The sequence below is a fragment of the Bifidobacterium mongoliense DSM 21395 genome, from assembly GCF_000741285.1.
Lineage (GTDB): Bacteria > Actinomycetota > Actinomycetes > Actinomycetales > Bifidobacteriaceae > Bifidobacterium > Bifidobacterium mongoliense.
The window spans coordinates 172,578-190,483 of the sequence record NZ_JGZE01000002.1; the positions used below are offsets into that span (position 1 = coordinate 172,578).

A 17,906-nucleotide genomic window follows, 5' to 3' on the forward strand; every position below is an offset into this window, starting at 1 on the left:
TCGGCTCATTCATATTCACGTTTGACTCACTCATATTCACACCTTCCTGGCGAACAGGCCCTGCGGCCGGAACAGAATGACGAGGACGAGCAGCACGCCGTAGAGCAGCACGCGCGCATCCGCGGCGAATCGCAACACCTCGGGGCCGCCGATGAGAATCACGGCGCCGATCACCGCGCCGATCGGCGAGTTCATGCCGCCCATGACGATGACGGTCAGGATCAGCAGTGACATGTTGACGTTGAAGATCGTAGGATCGATATACGTGTATTGATGCGCCAGCAACGACCCCGCGAGACCTGCGAAGCCGGCCGCCAACGCATAGGCGAGCGCCTTGTAGGCCCCGGTGCGGATGCTCAGGGCCTCGGCCGCATCCTCATCCGATCCGACCGCCTCGAGCACATGGCCCAGATGCGAGGAGCGGATGCGGGTGACGACGAGCAGCACCACGAGCAGCACCACGACGTCGAGCAGATACTGCATCTGCTGGGTGTAGAGCGCCTGGCCGAAGACGTTCGGGAACGCGATGCCCTGGATGCCCAGCGACCCCTTGGTCAGCGGCTCGGCGAGACGGATGATGGCGACCATCACGTAGCCCACGCCGATGGTCGCGATGGCGACGTAATGCCCGGCCAGCTTCCAGACCGGGAAGGTGAGGATGCTCGCCGCCACGGCCGCGATGAGACCGGATACCGGCAGCGCGAGCAGGAAGGGCCAGTGCAGTTGCATGGTGAGCAGGGCGGATGCATACGCGCCGACGGCGAACGGACCGGCCATACCCAGAATCGTCTGGCCCGCGGACCCGGAGATCAGCGTCAGCCCGACCGCGGCGATGGCGTAGATGGCGACCTGCGTGCCGATGCCGGCGAGATAGTCGTTGAAGAGGAACGGCGTGGCGAGCAGCGCCACGGCGCCGATCGCGTTCCCCCACCACGGCAGGGTTATCGGCCGTCCGCCGCCGAGGAAGGTGCCGGTCAGCGGTTCCGACGCGACATCCACCTTCGCGCCGAACAATCCCCGCGGTTTGATGATCAGCACCAGCAGCAGGGCACCGAAGGTGATGAGGTCATGCGCCCCGTCCCCCAGCCACGAGATGCCCACGGACTCGACCACACCGAGTACGAGACCGCCGGCGATGGCCCCCGGAATCGATCCCAGTCCGCCGATCGTCGCGGCCACGAAGGCCGTCATGCCGATCGCACCGCCGTTCGTGGGATTGATGTTGCCGTTGAACAATCCCAAGAAGATGCCCGCGACGCCGGCGAGCACGGCGCCGATCACGAACGATACGGTGCGTATCGATCTGACGGGGATGCCCATCTGCCGCGCCGCCTCCGGATCCTGCGACGTCGCGCGGATGGCCTGGCCCGTTTTGCCGTATCGGAGGAACGCCCACAATCCGAGCATCGAGAAGAGCGCGAAGACGGCCATGACCACGTCCGATGTGCCGAACCGGACGCCGAACACCTGCAGGTTGAAGGTGTCCAGCAGTTTGGGGAACGGACGGGTCTGCGGTCCGAAGATCATCTGCAGCCCGTTATCAAGCACCTGCCCCACACCGATGGTGGCGAGCAGCGCGGCGATGGGCTTACGCCCTTCGAGCGGCGAGATGACGGCGACGTTGAGCAGCAGTCCCAGGATGCCGGTGACGACGACGACCGCCACCACCGTGGGGACGATCCCCCACCCCAGCGACGTGCCCAGCCACCAGGCGACCATCATGCCGACGGCGACGAGCGAGCCCTGGGCGAAATTGGCGACGTTCGTCACGCCGAACACCAGGGACATGCCCACGGCCACCAGCGCGTACACACCGCCGTGGATCAATCCTGAAAACAAGGTATCTAGCATGAATTCCTCTTCCGATTGTTATGGTTGCTCGGCCCCGGATCGCACCGGGCCGCCGGCCGCCGTCGCGGCATATGTGCGTGCGTCGCGGCGGCGGGCCGGCGGTATCCGAGCTAGCCGGCCGCCGATCGGTCAGCCTTCGTATTGGACGAACTGCCCGTTCTTGACGATGAGCAGAATCGGCTCGATGTTGTCGGCCCGACGCGTGGTCTGGTTGAACCTGAACGTCCCGCCCTTGCCTTGGTACAACGGGAAGTCCTTTACCGTCTGCAGAGCCTTCTGGATGCCCTGGCGCGTCGGTTCGGTCGTGTTGGCGGCATGGGCCAGATCGATGATCGCCTGGTAGGCCGTCACCTCGAAGTTGCCCGGGTTCTTGCCGTACTTCGTCTTGAAGTCACTGACGAACCGCTGGGCTTTGGCGTCTTTGGTGCCGGTCGCCGAGAAGCTGCCGGTGATGATGGTGCCTTGGGCGTTCTTGCCCGCGAGATTGAGGAATTCCGACGTCTCCTGGCCTCCGAAATACGGACCGGTGTAGCCGAGCTTGTCGCGCAGCGTGTTGAGCACCAGCGCGCCGTCGGGTCCGTAGCCGATATCGACCACCGCATCGGGCTTGGCGTCCCTGGCGGGGATCAGAATCGGCGACAGGTCGGTGGAATCGGGCAGATACGAGGACTGGTAGACGATCTGCGTGCCGTTCTTGCTCGCCTGCTCCTTGAAGAACTCGTAGGCCTGCTTGCCCCAGTCATTCTCGATGTAGACCACGGAGACCTTCTTGGCGTGTTTCGCGACAATGTCCGCATTGGTCTTCTGATACACGTCCTGCCCGATCTGCGGGGTCCAGACATGGTCACCGGTGTCGGTGAAGGTCGGCGCCGAGTTGTTGAACCCGTAGTGCACCAGCCCGGCCTGTTGGAAGATCGGCGAGGCCGCCGACGACGCCGGGGAGGCGTAATCGCCCACGACCGCGATGATGGATTTGTCCGCGGCGAGCTTGGGCGCGACCGCGGCGTCCTGCTTCGCGTCCGATTGGGTGTCGTAGTATTTCAACCCCAGCTTCCTACCGCCGACGCCACCGTCCTTGTTTACTTTGGCGACGGCGAGATCGAAGCCCTGCTCGAACATCTTGCCGTATTCGGCGTACTGGCCGGTCTTGGGATAGATGACGCCGATGTTCACCGTGCCGGAAGCGCTCGCCCCGGTCCCCGACCCGCTGTTGTCACCTCCCAGACCGCACGCCGACACGGTGGCCAGCAGACCGACCGCGGCCAGGGATGCCACGGCGATGCGCGTCAACCGCCCCGCGAAGACGGATCCTCTGCTCGTCATGCTGTTGCTGATTGTCACCTTGTTCGTGGTCCTGTTGTTGATTGCTGTCCTACTCATTGCTTTGTTCCTCTCGGTGTCGTTCTCTCGGTGTCGTTGTTGTGATGGGTGCGGGTACGGGTTCTGATGCGGCGATAGTCGCTGTGCGTTGGCGAAGACGAGGGCGCCTTCCGGCGTTCACCGGATCTTCGCCGCGGCCAACGCGCGCATGGAGCGTCGTCCGCCGGGGTGGGGACCGTGCAGCTCGGCGCCACGAGGAACGGCCGTCCCTGCTGCAGGTCGATGACCTTGTCGATGTCCGTGGTGACGACGGCGGGATCGGAACCCGGAGCGAAATCCGTGAAACTCGGCCCGCCTACGGGCACGACGTGCCGCAGGGCGTCCACCTGTGGATTGCCGGCGAGGTACTGGTCCCATTGCACGATCTGGACGCCGTACCGCTCGAACCAGTCGGGGTTCGATTCGGCGCGGCAGGTATGCAGCAGCACCTCGGCCTCGGGATTCGATTCCCGGATGGCGTCGAGCACGACGCGATCGTAGGGTTCGCCGAACCGTGCGTACTGCTCATCGGTGAAATACCCTTCGCTCACGGTGCCGGTCACGGCGAAGAAGATGCCGTCGAGACCCGCGCCGCCCTGATCCGTCGGTTTCACCAGCGCGGCAGCATACGCGGCCAAGGTCTTCGTGATCTCACCGAGCGCCCGCTCGACCTTGTCGGGATGCTGGAACAACTGTTCGCGGGTCAGCGTCCCGCTGGCGTAGGTGTCGCCGGGATACAGTGCGATATCGGCGAGCTGGAGCAGCACGCTCAACGGGTTGAAGACCGTCTGCAGCACGGCGCGGTCCTCGTAGGCCTTGCGGATGCGGGCGGCGGCCTCGAGCTGTTCGCTGAAGACGCCGTCGACGGTCGGATCCAGCGCGGTGATCCCCGCCAGATCCTCGGGCGTCGTGACGGCGTCACTGATCTTCACCGGAATCACGTAGCCGGCGTAGTCATGGCGGTCGTACCGCGAACCCCAGGCTTCCGAATAGTAGATGGCACGGGGATTGATCTTGACCCAATCCCAGTCCCATCGCCTCACGAACTCGATGGTCGCATCGGCGAATTCCTCGGCTCCGTACTCATGGCCGATGAGATGCTGCCATGCGGAGACGAGATACGGGACGTCGCTGGGCCGTTGGCGCGCGATGTCATGGAAGGTGTGACGACGATTGATGGACATGATGGCCTCTTTGGTGGGATGACGGTGGTCGGTCCCCATGAGCGGGTCCCCGAGGATACCGGGGTCGGCGCTGCGGGTACGCCTGTCCGACGTATGGCGTGTATGACGTTGTGGGATGCGGCGCCACCGGGTCGCCGGGATGCGTGTGCGACGGTTGTCGGTACGCTCCGCGGCTCGTGGGCCGGATATGGATATCCGCAAATCATGGGATACCAGGGCTGAGATGGGTGTCGACTCCCCCGCACCTCCACTCATCACGCAGTGGGGGTGGAACGCCGATATGGTACGACGCACCTTCGGGGAATAAGGATTACCTAGAGCAATCGATTCGGAACCAGCCGAATCACTCCATCGAATCCGAGTACTTCAACGCTCGGTATTTCAAAGCTCCGTACTTCAGATCTCAACTCTTCAGAAGAAGAAGATCAAACGATCAACAGATCACATACAGCATGCCTCAGGACAACACACGGTCCGCCGCACCACTGGTGTCGAGCCGAACCGAACTGTTTCCATGTTCATAGCCATGCCGTATTCTCGCATTCGCTTCATCATATGATCCGTGCGATGCACGGGTTACCGATCATATGCAATGAATGGGTTGCCGGGCGACGGTTGTCGCTTATCTGGTGAGCATACACGATTGTCGCCCAAGTGCAACCCCGATGACCAAAACCATCACCGGCAGTGGCTGCTCACCACTGCCCCTCGTGGCGGAAAGCCCGTTTGACGGCCGCGATATCGGCGTGATTGGCGACAAGCACACCCAACAGAATCCTGGATTGCCTGGCCGTGAGGAAACCGGCGGGAATGAGGCCTTTGCGGATGAGAACCATCTCTCCGCCCGCATACCCGTAGGTACGACGGAACGTCGACCCCGACCCGGTGTGCGTGGCGAAGACCACGGGCGTGCCGTCGGCCACGATGCCTGCGGCGACATCGGCGCACGAGGAGGACAGATGACCCGCTCCGGATGCGGCCAACACGATGGCATCAGGAGTCGTGTCACCCCCGGCGAGCGCTGCGAGGGTCCTGCCTTCGTTGCCCAGTCCCGTCTCAACCACCGGGATATAGGGCTTGTATGGCCGTTCGGGAGTCGCCAGCACCATGCGCCGATGCGCCGGCCTCCACGCGGCATGCACATTACCCTCGACGATGCGGGCGACCGGACCCCAATCGGGGGACTGGAACGTCGCCAGATCCGTCGAATTCGTCTTCACCACCGTGTGCGCGAGATGGACCTGACCGGCCAGGCACACGAGGACACCCATGCCGCGCATGGAATTCGCCAGAACGGTCTGCACCGAATCCACGATGTTCTGAGGCCCATCCTGCGTAATCGACGATTCGGTGTTCATCGCTCCGGTGAACACGATCGGTTCGGGCCTGTCCCAGAGCAGATCGAGGAAATACGCGCTCTCCTCAAGCGTGTCCGTGCCATGGGCCAGCACGATGCCCGCCACACCAGATTCGGCCTGTTCCTTGGCGAAATCCAAGGCATTGAGCAGATCGTCGAATGAGAGCGAAGCCGACCCGGTCGCACTGATGTTGCGCACACGGAAATCGGCTACGCTGCGCAACCGGGGCACCATGTCCAGCAACCCTTCGGCGTCAAGCGAGGGTACGGCGCCGGTCGCACCCTGCCGTGGAGCGCTCATGGCGATCGTGCCGCCCAAGGCGCCGACGGCGACCGGGGGCAGATCGGTGAGGTCCTTGGAAGCGGATGCCGAGCGCCGCGCCCCGCGGCCGCTCAACCCGGCGAATGCGGCGTCACCGTCCGCACGCATCATAATCGATTCCCTTCACTCTGTTATGCAGCACGCCAAGCCTGCTGCGGTAGGCGGACACCTCATCCACAGGCACGTCGACGATACCGACCTCCTCGGCGCGGCCCAACCGCATGAGGCACGAGCCGTCGGGCGCCCAGATCCCGCTCATGCCGATGCCCTGGGGCTGGTCCGGCATGCCCGGGTCGCCCATGGCCGTGCGGTCGGCCTGGTCGACGGCGACGAGGAACGAACAGGAATCCATGGCCCGCACCTGGGCGAGCGCCTCCCACTGGGTTGCTTTCCCGGGCCCCGCACCCCAGGAGGCGGAGGCGACGAGCACACCGGCCCCCGCACTCGCCTGCTCGATGAACATCGAAGGGAATCTCAGGTCGTGACACACGGCAAAACCAATACCCTCATATGGTTCGGGAACCGTTCTGCCAGGCTGTACGGTGTCGCGTTCGCAGTAGCCCAGCGCGTCGAATCCGTGGATTTTGTCATAGGCTCTGACCAGGCCGTGCTCGGTGACGCAGCACAACGTGTTGCGAACCCTGCGGTCACCATGCTCCGCCGGACGGAACCCGCCTGCGATGATCAGGGTATGCGCTACGGCGGCGGCGCACCGCAGACCTTCCACCCATGAGTTCCACTGTTCGGCCGCCTTGGGCAGATCACCGCCGAAGGACAGCGCCATGGCTTCCGGGAACACCAGCACGTCGCACGGCGACGCCGCCAGCTTGGCGGCCGCATCCTTCACCGTCGCGATATTGGCCTCTACCGAGGTCGTCGAGCTGGCGACCTGACACAGCGCTATCTTCATGACTTGCTTTCCGCTCGTGTGGCGAACAGGGGGTTCACGACGTTGGTGTACTCCGGCATGGCTTTGAGGTTGCCCGCATTGATCTGCCGCCGCATCGCCGTCCGCATGGCCTGGGGGGTGATCAGCGCACTCTCCGGATACACGTTCGAGTCGATCATACGTTGCACCGCGGCCGACAGCACGGAGGGCTGCAACGCCGGGAACCATGCGCGGGCCACGGCGATGCTCCCCCGCCGATCCCCGTGGATGTAATGCAGGGCGTCGTTGATGGAGGCGACGAAGCGTTGGACGACCTGGGGGTTCTTCTCGACGAACGCCCTGCTCGTCATGAACGTGGAATACGCATACTCCGGGTACACGCTGGTCCACGAGTAGACGATGTGCAGACCCTTCTCAAGGCTCTGGGAGATGTACGGCTCGTTCGCGATCGCATACTGCGTCCGTCCGGTGACGACCGTGCTGATCTCGGAGCCCTGTTGCACTTCATGGACGCGCACATCCTTGCCGTAGGTCATACCGGCGGCCTTGAGCCCCTCTTTGAGCAGCGTGTTGGTCGTCGTACCGGGCGCGGAGACGGACACCGAATGCCCTTTCAGATCGGCGACGCTCTTCAGGGGCGTGCCGTCTCGCGAAACGATCCAGGTCGGGGCGCTGTTCGCCGCGGTCGAGACGCTGACGGTCTTGCCGCCTCGGGCGTTCATGTAGGCGACGTTTTCCGGGCCACCCAAGGCGAAGCCCGCATCACCGCGCAGCACGGTCGTCAGGGCCGCACCGCCGGTGCCGGAATTGCCGATCGCGCCGTCGATGACGATGCCGTGCTTGGCGAAGAGGCCCTTGTCCTTGGCGACATACAGCGGCAGATACAACAGCGACTGGAACGCCTCGTTGATCTTGACCGGATACATGGTCGCCCCTTGCGCGTCCTGCACCGGTTTGACCGTCTGGGCACCGCAGGCACCCACACCGAGCATCATGGCGCAGGCGAGCAGACATCCGAACGAACGTGCTATACGGGTTCTGATATGCATGGCCACTCCCCTCAGACGATCTTCTCGATGCGGCGCGCCACCCACGACACCACCACGTTGAGCAATGCGGCGAGCACGAGTATCAGCAGCACGGACACCCATATGCCGTTGAGGTCGTACAGATTGCCGGCCACGGCCGCCTTCCGGCCCAGGCCGGCGTCGGCGGAGATGAATTCACCACCGATGACGGCGAGCAGGGCGAGGCCCACGTTGACCCTGAACGCGGAGATGATCCACGGCATGGACGACGGAACGATGACCTTGGCGAACAGCTGCCACTTCGAAGCGCCCATCGACCTGACCAACGACACCGATTCCTCATTGACCTTGGCCGAACCCTCGCATGAGTTGAGCAGCGCGATGATGAAGGTGGCAAAGGCCGCGAGGATGATCTTCGACACCTTGCCCGAACCGAACCAGATGATGATGAGCGGACCGAGGGCGATCTTGGGCAGGCCGTTGAGCGTCACCACGATCGGGTCGATCAGCCGCATCACCTTGGGCACGAACCACAGGGCGAGGCCCGAGAGGACACCGAGTGCGGAACCTATCACGAAACCGACGACCGTCGAGGACAGCGTGGACAGGCAGTCGGTGACGATGCTGCCGTCCGCGACCGACATGGCGAACGATTTCCAGATGCCCTGCGGGGAACCCAAGGTGAACGAGTCGAGGACCTTCGCATTCGTCCCGATCTGCCACAATCCGATGAGCAGCACAATGAGCAGCACTCTGATGACGTTGGGCACGAGATGACGGGAGATGAAGCGGCTGCGCAGCAAGGCGCGTCGTTCGAGTTCTTCGGACATCGGCCCGGAGGACGCCGCTGGTCGTGATGATGTGGACGGTACGGTTTCTATGGATGCGGTCATTGCGCTGTGCTTTCTCGTGAGGCTTTCTCGTAAGGTATCTACTCGTCAAATGCTTGCTGGATGCGGTCAAGTCATATGCGGCGGCCCGGGGATCGAATCGGATATCCGCCGATCGCCCGCACGGTCAGTCGACCAGATGCTGCTGGTCCAGATCGCCCCAGATGTGCTGGAAGAACGTCGAGTATTCCGGGTCGCTCCTGGATTCCGTGACGGAGGCGTTGTGCCGGCAGATGCCGACATCGATGATCTCCTTGACGCTCGTCGGGCGATTCGCCACCACGACGACGCGATCGGACATCACAATCGCCTCGCCGATATCGTGCGTGATGAGTATGCCCGTTTTGCCGAGTGAGGAGAATGTTCGGAGCACCTCGTCCTCGAGGAGCAGGCGCGTCTGATAATCCAGCGCCGAGAAGGGCTCATCGAGCAGAATGATGTCGGGGTCGAGGGCCAGCGTACGCATGAGCGCCACGCGCTGACGCATGCCGCCGGACAGCTCCCGAGGACGGGAATCGGCGAATTCGGACATGCCGAAGCGCCGCAGATACTCCGATGACACTTCATGCCGACGGTCGGTGGGGACATGGCGCAACTCAAGCCCCAGTTCGATGTTCTGGCGGATCGTACGCCACTCCATGAGCAGATCCTGTTGCATCATGTAGGCGATGGATGTCGTCGGACCGTCCACGACCCGGTCGTTGATGGTCACGCTGCCCGACGAGGGCGGCAGCAGACCCGAGATGATGTTGAGCATCGTCGACTTGCCGCAACCGCTGGGCCCGACGATGCTGACGAACTCCCCGCTGTGCACATCGAACGTCAGATCGCGGATGACCGGGACCTTGCGCAGGTTCGCGTCGCGATAGTCCTTGGCAATGTGACGCAAACTGACCACGGCGGATCGTTCGTCGCTGGTGTTGGTGACCATATGCATCTCCTCCGAAGCTGTGATTCATGTGTCACCAACACTTCAGGGAGAAAAGGCCATTGCGTTTAACGACGTGTTACTTTCGTTGCGTGCGTATGAACTGCATGTAACCCGCCGGTCCACCGCACCTGGCCCGTACAGCCTGCCCGCCATACCATGCGCCGTGAAGACGCCAGGGCAAGAACCGCTACTGCTGCGCCAACTTCGCCAGAATCTGCGCACTGGTCCCATAGGAGGCCTGCGCACCCATGCCCGTCGCCGCGAAAGCGGAGACATAGGAGGCGGCACGCGCGCTGTCGTCGAGCGACAGTCCCGCAGCCAGGCCCGACAACACCGTTCCCATGAAAGCGTCGCCGCAGCCGGTGGTATCGACCGCATGGACCGGAACGGGATCGATGCGCGTGATGGACTCGCCATCGAGCACCACCGAACCATCGCCGCCCAGTGTGACGATCGCCTGAGCGAAGCCCAACGTGCGCATGCGCGCGGCGACGTCACGCCAATCGGCCTTATCCCAGTCGCCGTCTTCCGGCTCCGCGACGCCCAGCAGCTGGGCCATCTCGTGCTCGTTGACGAGGAGCACGTCACAGGCTTCGATGAGCTCGGCGGGCAAGGTGTCGACGAACGGCGAGTCGTTGAGCAGCACGGTCATGCCGTGCTCATGGCCGAGCCGCGCGCATGCCGTCACCGTATCCATGGGGCTTTCCAGACACAGGCCCAGCACCGAGGAGGCGACGATGTCGCCGGCGGCGTCATGGACATAGTCGACCGAGACGTGGGCGTTGGAACCGGGGGAATACACGATCGTGTTCTCTCCATGGGCGTCGACGGTGATCACCGTGGTGCCGCTGGGACCGGCGACGCTCCTCACATGGGAGGTGTCGACACCGGCCTCACCGAGATGCTCCAGCAGGAACCGTGCGTTGGCATCGTCACCCACCGCGCCGAACAGTCTGACCTCGGCACCGATGCGAGCTGCGGCCGCGGCCTGGTTCGCCGACTTGCCGCCGGGCAGAAGCCGCAGCGGACCGCCGTTGATGGTCTCTCCCGGCTTCGGCAGACGCTCGGCGGTCACCGTGTAATCGACGTTCATGGAACCGATGACCGAGACCCGTGATTCCCGGGAGGTAATAGTTTCCAGCAGACTCGCAACGCCTTCGTGATCACTCATGGGATTCTCCTTCTGTTCGAACCGCTTCGGCCCCGTTAGAAGGGCACACCGCAACGGAAGATAACATTGGCATACGACGTGGTCTCGCCGGTGCGCACCACGAATTTCGTCCCGTGGACCAGATCCTTGAACCCGCCGTCCCCATCGTGGTCGACAAAGTCCAGCGGGACGTCGAAACGATCCCTCACCCAGGTTTCGGCAATGCCCCCACGGGCCTCCTTCGCCATCACACCGGCCTCGAGCACGAGCTCGGGATTGAGGGCATCAAGCACCTGTTCGAACCGCGGGACCCCGAAGGTCAGGGCGAGGTCGATCACCTCGACGCCCGGGGGAACCGGCAACCCGCAATCGGATATGACGAAACGGTCTTTGTGTCGCAGACCCGCCAGAGCAGCCGCGAGATGTGCATTCAATATGCCATGGGTAAGCATGGTCGCATTCTCCTTCATGAGATTCAATGCGTGCCGCGCCGCATGGAACGGCGCGGCACGCGGGAACACTGACGATCATCATGCCACGATACGGCCCGCCGACCATACGGGTGGGCCATATCGGAGGGGATCATCGCATCACCGCACGGCTTCTCACTGGAAGTCGGCGACGTTCTCCTTGGTGACCGTCTTGACCGTGATCTGCTCGGTCTTCTGCACCTTCTCACCCTTGATGAGCTTGGCGGCGTTCTGCACGGCCTTGCGGCCGAGTTCCTTGGGCTGCTGCGCGATGGTGCCGACGAGCTTGCCGTCCGCCACCTGCTTCAGACCGTCATCCGTGCCGTCGAATCCGAACACCTTGACGTCCGTGCCGGCTTTGGCGCCCAGTGCCTGCACGGCACCCAACGCCATCTCGTCGTTCTCGGCATAGATGCCGACGGCGTCGGGCTTGGACTGCATGAGGTTCGTCGCGACGTCAAGGGCCTGGGACCGGTCGAAGTTGGCGGTCTGCTCCGCGGCGATGGTGATGCCAGGGTACTTCTTGATCTCGTCCTTAAAGCCCTTGCCGCGGTCGCGGGTCGAGGCCGCACCGGGGGTGCCCTGCAAAATGAGCACCTGGCCCTTTTCGCCGATGGCCTTGGCGAGCTCATCGGCCGCCTGGGCTCCACCTGCGACGTTGTCGGATGCGACATGCGAGTCCACCTCCTCACCGGTCACCGCCCGGTCGACGGAGATGACGGGGAGCTTGGTCGACAGCAACGGAGCCACCGCGGGTCCGGCCGCGTCGGAGTCCACGGGATTGATGATGACGGCCTTGGCGCCCTGAGACTGGGCATTCTGCGCCTGGTTCTGCTGCGTCGAGGAATCGTTCTGGGCGTCGGAGACCTGCAGGTCGAGGCCGAGCTTCTTGGCCTCCGCCTGCGCACCGTCGCGCAGATCGACGAAGAACGGATTGTTCAGGGTCGAGACCAGCAGTGCGACCTTGTCGCCGCCGGCCGACGACGAGCCTGACCCGCCGCACGCACTGGCCCCCGCCATGAGGGCTCCGGCGCACAGAATGGCCATAGCGGCGCGGACGCTTCTCTTGAATGTGATGTTCATCATGATGTTCTTCTTTCTTGTTGTTCTTCTTGATTCACTGCTTGTTGATTCACTGCTTGATATCCGTTCACCCTTCGTTGGGTGGCGGGTCGGCGGTGCTTGCCCGCGTGCCGCATTGCATCGAACGGATTGCCGCTCGAGCGCGGTGGCCGCGGGGCCGCGCCGCCTTCCCGGTGTCGTCAGTGTGCATCCTCCTTGCGGCGCAGGGTGTCGAAGCTCACGGCGAAGGCGATGACCAGGCCGATGACGACCTGCTGCCAGAAGGACGACACGTTGAGTATGTTGAGTCCATTACGGATGACGGCGAGCAGGATGGCGCCGATGAAGGTTCCCGACACCTTGCCCTTGCCGCCCGACAGCGAGGCCCCGCCGATGACGACGGAGGCGATCGCGTCCATCTCGTACCCGGTGGCGGCCTGGGGTTGCGCCGAATGCAGTCGCCCGGCGATGACCAGCCCGGCGACGGCCGCGAAGACGCCCGACAACAGGAAGACCATGATCTGGGTCCGGTGCACATTGATGCCCGACAACCTGGAGGCCTCCATGTTGCCGCCCACCGCGTACATGGACCGCCCGGCGCTGGTGAAGTTGAGGATGACGGCCGCGATGAGGCCCATGATGAGCATCATGACGATCGGCACGGGCACGCCGACGATGGTCGTCCCGAAGAAGTTCACCATGCCCGACGTGGAGATCGGCCTGCCGTCGGAGATGACGAGCGTGAGACCGCGCGCCACCGACATCATGGCGAGGGTGGCGATGAAGGACGGCAGTTTGAGATAGGCGTTGGCGATGCCCGAGAGAGCGCCGAACACCGCGCCGGCCAACAGGCCGACGAGGATCGTGAACCATCCGGGCAACCCCATCGAAGCGCCGGTGTAGGCGACCAGCATGCTCGAGACCGCCGCCACCGAACCTACGGACAGATCGATGCCCGCCGAGACGATGACGAAGGTCTGCCCGAAGGCAAGGATCGCCACCGTTGCCGCCTGTATGCCGACGTTGAGGATGTTGGGTCCGGTCAGGAACGCCGGCGTGGCGAGCGCCAGGACGACGCACAGCAGCACCAGCCCCAGGAGGGCCCCGTTGCGCGCCACGAAGCGCTTGACCTGATCGAATGTGCCGTCTTTGGTCTTGTCGCCTTCGACGACCTTCGTTGTTTCACTCATTGCTGCTCTCCTTTACTGATTCCATCTCGGGTTCGTCGGCCTCTCGCATGTGGGAGACGGCCAGTGACATGACCTTCTCCTGGGTGGCTTCGGCGGCCGGCATCGCTCCGCTCAGATGCCCGTTGCTCATGACCAGAACCCGATCGGACATGCCCAGCACTTCGGGCAGATCCGAGGAAGCCATGACCACGGCCCCGCCCTGGGCGGTCACTCTGTTGATGAGTTCATAGATCTCCACGCGCGCGCCTACATCCACGCCTCGTGTCGGCTCGTCGAGCAGCAGCACCTTGACGTGCGCCATCGACCATTTGCCGAACACGATCTTCTGCTGGTTGCCGCCCGACAGCGACCCGGTTCTCTGATCGATGCCGGCCATGCGAATGTTGAGTTTCTTCGCGGTGTCCTGTTCGCGACGACGCTGGCCGACGCGATCGACGAAACCGGCCTTGGATGTGGGAATCATGGTCGCCAGACCGAGGTTCTCGGCGACCGATGCCTCCATGATGAGCCCCTGGTTCCTGCGGTCCTCGGGCACGAGCCCCACGCCGGCGTCGATCGTCTTGGCGATATTGCCTTTGGGCACGACGGTGCCGTCGACCATGATGGTCCCCGAATCGTACGTGTCCGCACCGAAGATCGCCCGGAGCACCTCGGTGCGCCCGGCGCCGACCAGACCCGCCAGCCCAACCACTTCGCCTGCCTTGACATCGAACGACACGTCGTTGATGGCGCCGTGCCTGGTCAGGCCTTGGACACTGAGCATCACCTCGCCCGGCTTGCCGGCCGTGCGCGGGTACTGGTTGTCGATGTTGCGGCCCACCATCATGCGCACGAGCTCCGATTCGGGACTGGATGCCGGTATGGTGCCAACGTACTTGCCATCCCGCAGCACGGTGACCACGTCGCCCACCCGTGCAATCTCATCGAGATGGTGGGAGATGAAGACCATGGCCACACCCTTGGCCTTGAGCTCATCCATGATCGTGAACAGCTGGTCGCATTCCTTTCGGGTCAACGACGCGGTCGGTTCATCGAGAATCAGAATGGACGCGTCCTGCATGAGCGCCTTGGCGATCTCGACCATCTGCTGCCGGGCCACGCCGAGCGCGTTCATCGGCGTCGACACGTCCTCGTTCAGGCCGATGCGCTCCAAGGCCGCCCGGGCCCTGCGCTTCATCGTGGCACGATCCACGAAACCGGCTTTGGTCGGCAGATCGCCGAGGAACAGGTTCTCCATGATCGACAGACCGGGGACCATGTTGAGTTCCTGGTGGATCACCGCGATGCCCAGTTTGCGGGCCGCATCGACGTTCGGGATCACCAACTGCTTGCCGTCGATCTCGATATGCCCCTCATCGGGCTGATAGATGCCGCTCATCATCTTGATGACCGTGGACTTACCGGCGCCGTTCTCGCCAAGGAGCACATGCACCTTGCCTGGCTCCACGGTGATCGAAACGGTATCGACCACTTTGGCGTTGCCGAATATCTTCGACACCCCTACCAACGATAATTGGGTCATAATCCCTCACTTTCTCTGTACCACCAACTGTTCCGAAGTCCTTCACGCCCCGGACTCCCGGGGGCCCGGCACCGTGCGTTCGCGTCCTCGACATCGTCGTCCTCTTTGTCATCGCACTCGCTGTCATCGCATCCTCCCCACGGATTCCCGGGGGATGTACGTCGTCTCCACCCGATGCGATCCGGCCGCGCCGTGCCCGACGACCATATCGAGGAAGGTCTGCGCCCCGATGGCCCCGATGCGCCGGACCTGCTGGGAAATGACCGAGATGTGAGGGCTGGTGAGCCGGAACATCTCGAGGTCGTCGAACGAGACGATCGAGATATCGAGTCCGACCCGTATGCCGTTGTCGTGCATGAGCGACACGGCGCGCACGGCATCGGGCGAATACCCGAAGATCACCGCACCGACCCCCGCCCGGCGCATCCGGCGCAACACCGAAACGCACGACGACTGATCGAATCCGGTGGATTCGACGAACACATGGTCCTCGCCGAACGCCATGGCGGCCAGTTCCCTGAACACGTATTCGCGTTCCTGCAGGGTCGGCGACTCCAGCACGGGGCCTGAGACGTAGCCGACCTTGGAACAGCCATGGGCCCGGATATCCTCCAACGCCTCGGTGAGTCCCGGGATCGGGTCGGAATCGACGACGGGTATCGTGTCGAGGCCCTCCACCTGACGGTCGACGAACACGAGAGGGAGTTTCCTGCCGATCAACAACCGAAGCGCATGCGAATCTCCGCCCTGGGGCACCAGGATGGCGCCATCGATGCGCTGCGACAGGATGCTCATGATGAAGGAGTCCTGCTGATCCGCGTTTTCCGAAGAGGTGCCGATGAATGTGCAGTAGCCGGCGCCGAACAACGCATCCTGAATCGTATACGCCAGATCCGCGAAATACGGGTTTCGGATGTCGGGCACGAGCAGCCCGACGGTCCCCGTTTTCGAGGACCGCATGGCCTGCGCCCTCGAATCGGGGATGTAGCCGAGCTCCTTCATAGCCTGTTCGACCACGAGCTTGGTATGTTCCGAGATTCTGCCTTTGGTGTTCAGGGCGCGGGAGACGGTCGAGACCGAAACACCCGCAAGACGGGCCACATCGCGAATCGTGGCGTATGCCATCGGCATCTCCTCTCCCTCGAGTCATGCTCCCGTTCGCCGCCGTAGCGTATGGCCGCGAACCCCTGGACGACGTTTCCGACGTCGTCGGACGGTTACCTACCGGCTACGCCACAGCGTCATCGTTGCGATACTTCACAGCTGCGATGCCATGCCGTAATCCTGGTTGTACCGAGTTGGAAATGCAGCCCTTATCTGCGCTGAATAACAGCAGCAATCCCATTGCAATAACGTTCACATCAATACTACAAAAACTCTGCAATACCTATGCGGTAACGTTATCGCAATGATATATCACAGGTCGGTCGTCCGGCAAGCCCCGGACACCCCGGCGTGTCGATTTCGGAACGCTCGACCGTCACGACCCACCCGACTATTTGCGACCATGTGGCAGCGTCTTTGCCCAATGAGGCGTATGCTGACCTCCGGCAACGTTGCGCAACAAGGGGGCATCATGGGTTGGCGATTGGGTACAACCATCGAGAGCAAACACATGGACACGAATGACGAGCCGACGCAACGCATCGACTCGACACCCACGGGCGTCATGCCCGTACAGCCGACGGCACCGCACCAGCCGACGACACATCCGCAGATGGCAACACGGACGCAGCCATCAATCGCCACTCCGCCACCCTCCGACGGCGGCACACCACCCGATACCGGAGAGCACAGCGACCGAGGGAACGGCAAGCCCCTGCCTTGGTCGAAGCTCGCGGTATCATCCCTGGTCCTGGGGCTGCTGGCACTCCTGTGCTTCGCCTTCGAGGGGTTCCCGTTCGCCGGAATGCTCTCGCTCATTGCCTTCCCACTCGGCGTGGCCGGCCTGATCGTCATCCAAGTACGTCGAAGGCGACGCAGCACGACGCTTGCGGTGATGGCGATCATCCTGTCGCTGGCGTTGTTCGTCGCCTCCGTCGTTCGCACACCTGCAACATCGACGACGGCGACGCCCTCCCCCACCCACAGCGTCTCGGCCGCCGAGCGCGCGGCCGACCGCAGCAGGAAAGCCGCCGAGCGCAAGGAACGCCTCCTCCGTCAGCAGCAGGAGCGGGAAGCCAAGCGTCACCTCGCCGAAGCCAAATCGGCACTCACGTCCAAGCTCAATGACGCCCGTGGCCTCCTCACCTCATCCGACGGCAACGTGGCCGACCCCGCGACACGCGACGCCCTGAACGCTTTGATTACGACGGATGCCGCCCTGAACTCCACCAACCCCGACGACTGGACGTCGGCCGTGCAACCGCTGCAGCTGGCGATGGACAGCGTGAACGCCAGCGAGGCGAAGAAGCAGCAGGACGATGCCGCCGCAGCCCAACGGCAGGCCCAGGCAGACGCCGACGCCGCGAAGGCGCGCGCGGAGGAGGAACAGCGCCAGCAGGATCTACGCGCCGCCCAACAGCAGGCCCCCGCGCCACAACCCCAGCAGGACCAGTCCCAACAGCCGATGGGTACCGCACACGGCGGAGCCTTCTGCACACCGGAGGGCGCGCGAGCACAGTCCGACCGTAGCTCCCGCATCCTCACCTGCCGGGTCGCCGCCGACGGGCGGTTGCGTTGGAAACTATAAAGACATCGT

At 63.5% G+C, this 17,906-nt stretch carries 15 protein-coding genes; 1 reads left to right on the forward strand and 14 read right to left on the reverse strand.

Annotated elements, in window-relative coordinates; genetic code table 11:
• Window positions 1-36: 36 nt before the first annotated feature.
• From BMON_RS02010 to BMON_RS02075, 14 genes are all read right to left on the reverse strand, one after another.
• Entirely contained in the window at window positions 37-1,851 is a 1,815-nt protein-coding gene (locus BMON_RS02010; RefSeq protein WP_033512315.1) for an ABC transporter permease, read from the reverse strand.
• A 129-nt stretch (window positions 1,852-1,980) separates the two neighbouring features.
• Window positions 1,981-3,231, reverse strand: a complete 1,251-nt coding sequence (locus BMON_RS02015) for an ABC transporter substrate-binding protein (protein ID WP_237745289.1) — start codon at window positions 3,229-3,231, stop codon at window positions 1,981-1,983.
• Window positions 3,228-4,394: a uroporphyrinogen decarboxylase family protein gene (locus BMON_RS02020; protein ID WP_081882799.1), complete on the reverse strand. Its 1,167-nt coding sequence runs from the start codon at window positions 4,392-4,394 to the stop codon at window positions 3,228-3,230. The genes BMON_RS02015 and BMON_RS02020 overlap by 4 nt, the downstream gene beginning before the upstream one ends.
• A 695-nt stretch (window positions 4,395-5,089) precedes the next feature.
• A complete protein-coding gene (locus BMON_RS02025) occupies window positions 5,090-6,184 on the reverse strand; it encodes an asparaginase (RefSeq protein WP_081882774.1) in 1,095 nt (364 codons plus the stop codon).
• Window positions 6,165-6,983 (reverse strand): nitrilase-related carbon-nitrogen hydrolase, encoded by an 819-nt coding sequence (locus BMON_RS02030; protein WP_033512313.1) that lies wholly within the window; start codon window positions 6,981-6,983, stop codon window positions 6,165-6,167. Before BMON_RS02030 ends, BMON_RS02025 begins: the two co-directional genes overlap by 20 nt.
• Window positions 6,980-8,011 (reverse strand): ABC transporter substrate-binding protein, encoded by a 1,032-nt coding sequence (locus BMON_RS02035; RefSeq protein ID WP_051917767.1) that lies wholly within the window; start codon window positions 8,009-8,011, stop codon window positions 6,980-6,982. Before BMON_RS02035 ends, BMON_RS02030 begins: the two co-directional genes overlap by 4 nt.
• 11 nt (window positions 8,012-8,022) lie before the next feature.
• Entirely contained in the window at window positions 8,023-8,883 is an 861-nt protein-coding gene (locus tag BMON_RS02040; protein ID WP_081882777.1) for an ABC transporter permease, read from the reverse strand.
• A gap of 124 nt (window positions 8,884-9,007) precedes the next feature.
• A complete protein-coding gene (locus tag BMON_RS02045; RefSeq protein WP_033512311.1) occupies window positions 9,008-9,811 on the reverse strand; it encodes an ABC transporter ATP-binding protein in 804 nt (267 codons plus the stop codon).
• Between the two features lie 187 nt (window positions 9,812-9,998).
• Window positions 9,999-10,982, reverse strand: a complete 984-nt coding sequence (locus BMON_RS02050; protein ID WP_051917768.1) for a ribokinase — start codon at window positions 10,980-10,982, stop codon at window positions 9,999-10,001.
• A 35-nt stretch (window positions 10,983-11,017) separates the two neighbouring features.
• Complete coding sequence (gene rbsD / locus BMON_RS02055) at window positions 11,018-11,413, reverse strand: D-ribose pyranase (RefSeq protein WP_033512410.1); 396 nt, start codon at window positions 11,411-11,413, stop codon at window positions 11,018-11,020.
• Window positions 11,414-11,566: 153 nt separating this feature from the next.
• Window positions 11,567-12,517 carry a D-ribose ABC transporter substrate-binding protein gene (locus tag BMON_RS02060; RefSeq protein WP_033512310.1) on the reverse strand — a complete coding sequence of 317 codons (951 nt, stop codon included), beginning with the start codon at window positions 12,515-12,517 and terminating at the stop codon, window positions 11,567-11,569.
• A 176-nt stretch (window positions 12,518-12,693) separates the two neighbouring features.
• Window positions 12,694-13,683: an ABC transporter permease gene (locus BMON_RS02065; protein WP_033512309.1), complete on the reverse strand. Its 990-nt coding sequence runs from the start codon at window positions 13,681-13,683 to the stop codon at window positions 12,694-12,696.
• Window positions 13,676-15,205: a sugar ABC transporter ATP-binding protein gene (locus BMON_RS02070; RefSeq protein WP_033512308.1), complete on the reverse strand. Its 1,530-nt coding sequence runs from the start codon at window positions 15,203-15,205 to the stop codon at window positions 13,676-13,678. Before BMON_RS02070 ends, BMON_RS02065 begins: the two co-directional genes overlap by 8 nt.
• A 123-nt stretch (window positions 15,206-15,328) precedes the next feature.
• Entirely contained in the window at window positions 15,329-16,330 is a 1,002-nt protein-coding gene (locus BMON_RS02075) for a LacI family DNA-binding transcriptional regulator (RefSeq protein ID WP_033512307.1), read from the reverse strand.
• 451 nt (window positions 16,331-16,781) lie between these two features.
• On the opposite strand from BMON_RS02075, the gene BMON_RS09150 reads away from it, so the two are divergent.
• On the forward strand, window positions 16,782-17,897 hold the full coding sequence (locus BMON_RS09150) for a hypothetical protein (protein ID WP_152595743.1): 1,116 nt from the start codon (window positions 16,782-16,784) through the stop codon (window positions 17,895-17,897).
• Window positions 17,898-17,906: the final 9 nt, after the last annotated feature.

What these genes read in the sequence shown, in the direction of transcription:
- BMON_RS09150 (WP_152595743.1), top strand. Translation starts at nt 16,782, where the DNA reads ATGGGTTGGCGATTGGGTACAACCATCGAGAGCAAACACATGGACACG.
- BMON_RS02050 (WP_051917768.1), bottom strand. Translation starts at nt 10,982, where the DNA reads ATGAGTGATCACGAAGGCGTTGCGAGTCTGCTGGAAACTATTACCTCC.
- rbsD (WP_033512410.1), bottom strand. Translation starts at nt 11,413, where the DNA reads ATGCTTACCCATGGCATATTGAATGCACATCTCGCGGCTGCTCTGGCG.
- BMON_RS02035 (WP_051917767.1), bottom strand. Translation starts at nt 8,011, where the DNA reads ATGCATATCAGAACCCGTATAGCACGTTCGTTCGGATGTCTGCTCGCC.
- BMON_RS02015 (WP_237745289.1), bottom strand. Translation starts at nt 3,231, where the DNA reads ATGAGTAGGACAGCAATCAACAACAGGACCACGAACAAGGTGACAATC.
- BMON_RS02025 (WP_081882774.1), bottom strand. Translation starts at nt 6,184, where the DNA reads ATGATGCGTGCGGACGGTGACGCCGCATTCGCCGGGTTGAGCGGCCGC.
- BMON_RS02030 (WP_033512313.1), bottom strand. Translation starts at nt 6,983, where the DNA reads ATGAAGATAGCGCTGTGTCAGGTCGCCAGCTCGACGACCTCGGTAGAG.
- BMON_RS02075 (WP_033512307.1), bottom strand. Translation starts at nt 16,330, where the DNA reads ATGGCATACGCCACGATTCGCGATGTGGCCCGTCTTGCGGGTGTTTCG.
- BMON_RS02020 (WP_081882799.1), bottom strand. Translation starts at nt 4,394, where the DNA reads ATGTCCATCAATCGTCGTCACACCTTCCATGACATCGCGCGCCAACGG.
- BMON_RS02040 (WP_081882777.1), bottom strand. Translation starts at nt 8,883, where the DNA reads ATGACCGCATCCATAGAAACCGTACCGTCCACATCATCACGACCAGCG.
- BMON_RS02060 (WP_033512310.1), bottom strand. Translation starts at nt 12,517, where the DNA reads ATGATGAACATCACATTCAAGAGAAGCGTCCGCGCCGCTATGGCCATT.
- BMON_RS02010 (WP_033512315.1), bottom strand. Translation starts at nt 1,851, where the DNA reads ATGCTAGATACCTTGTTTTCAGGATTGATCCACGGCGGTGTGTACGCG.
- BMON_RS02070 (WP_033512308.1), bottom strand. Translation starts at nt 15,205, where the DNA reads ATGACCCAATTATCGTTGGTAGGGGTGTCGAAGATATTCGGCAACGCC.
- BMON_RS02065 (WP_033512309.1), bottom strand. Translation starts at nt 13,683, where the DNA reads ATGAGTGAAACAACGAAGGTCGTCGAAGGCGACAAGACCAAAGACGGC.
- BMON_RS02045 (WP_033512311.1), bottom strand. Translation starts at nt 9,811, where the DNA reads ATGGTCACCAACACCAGCGACGAACGATCCGCCGTGGTCAGTTTGCGT.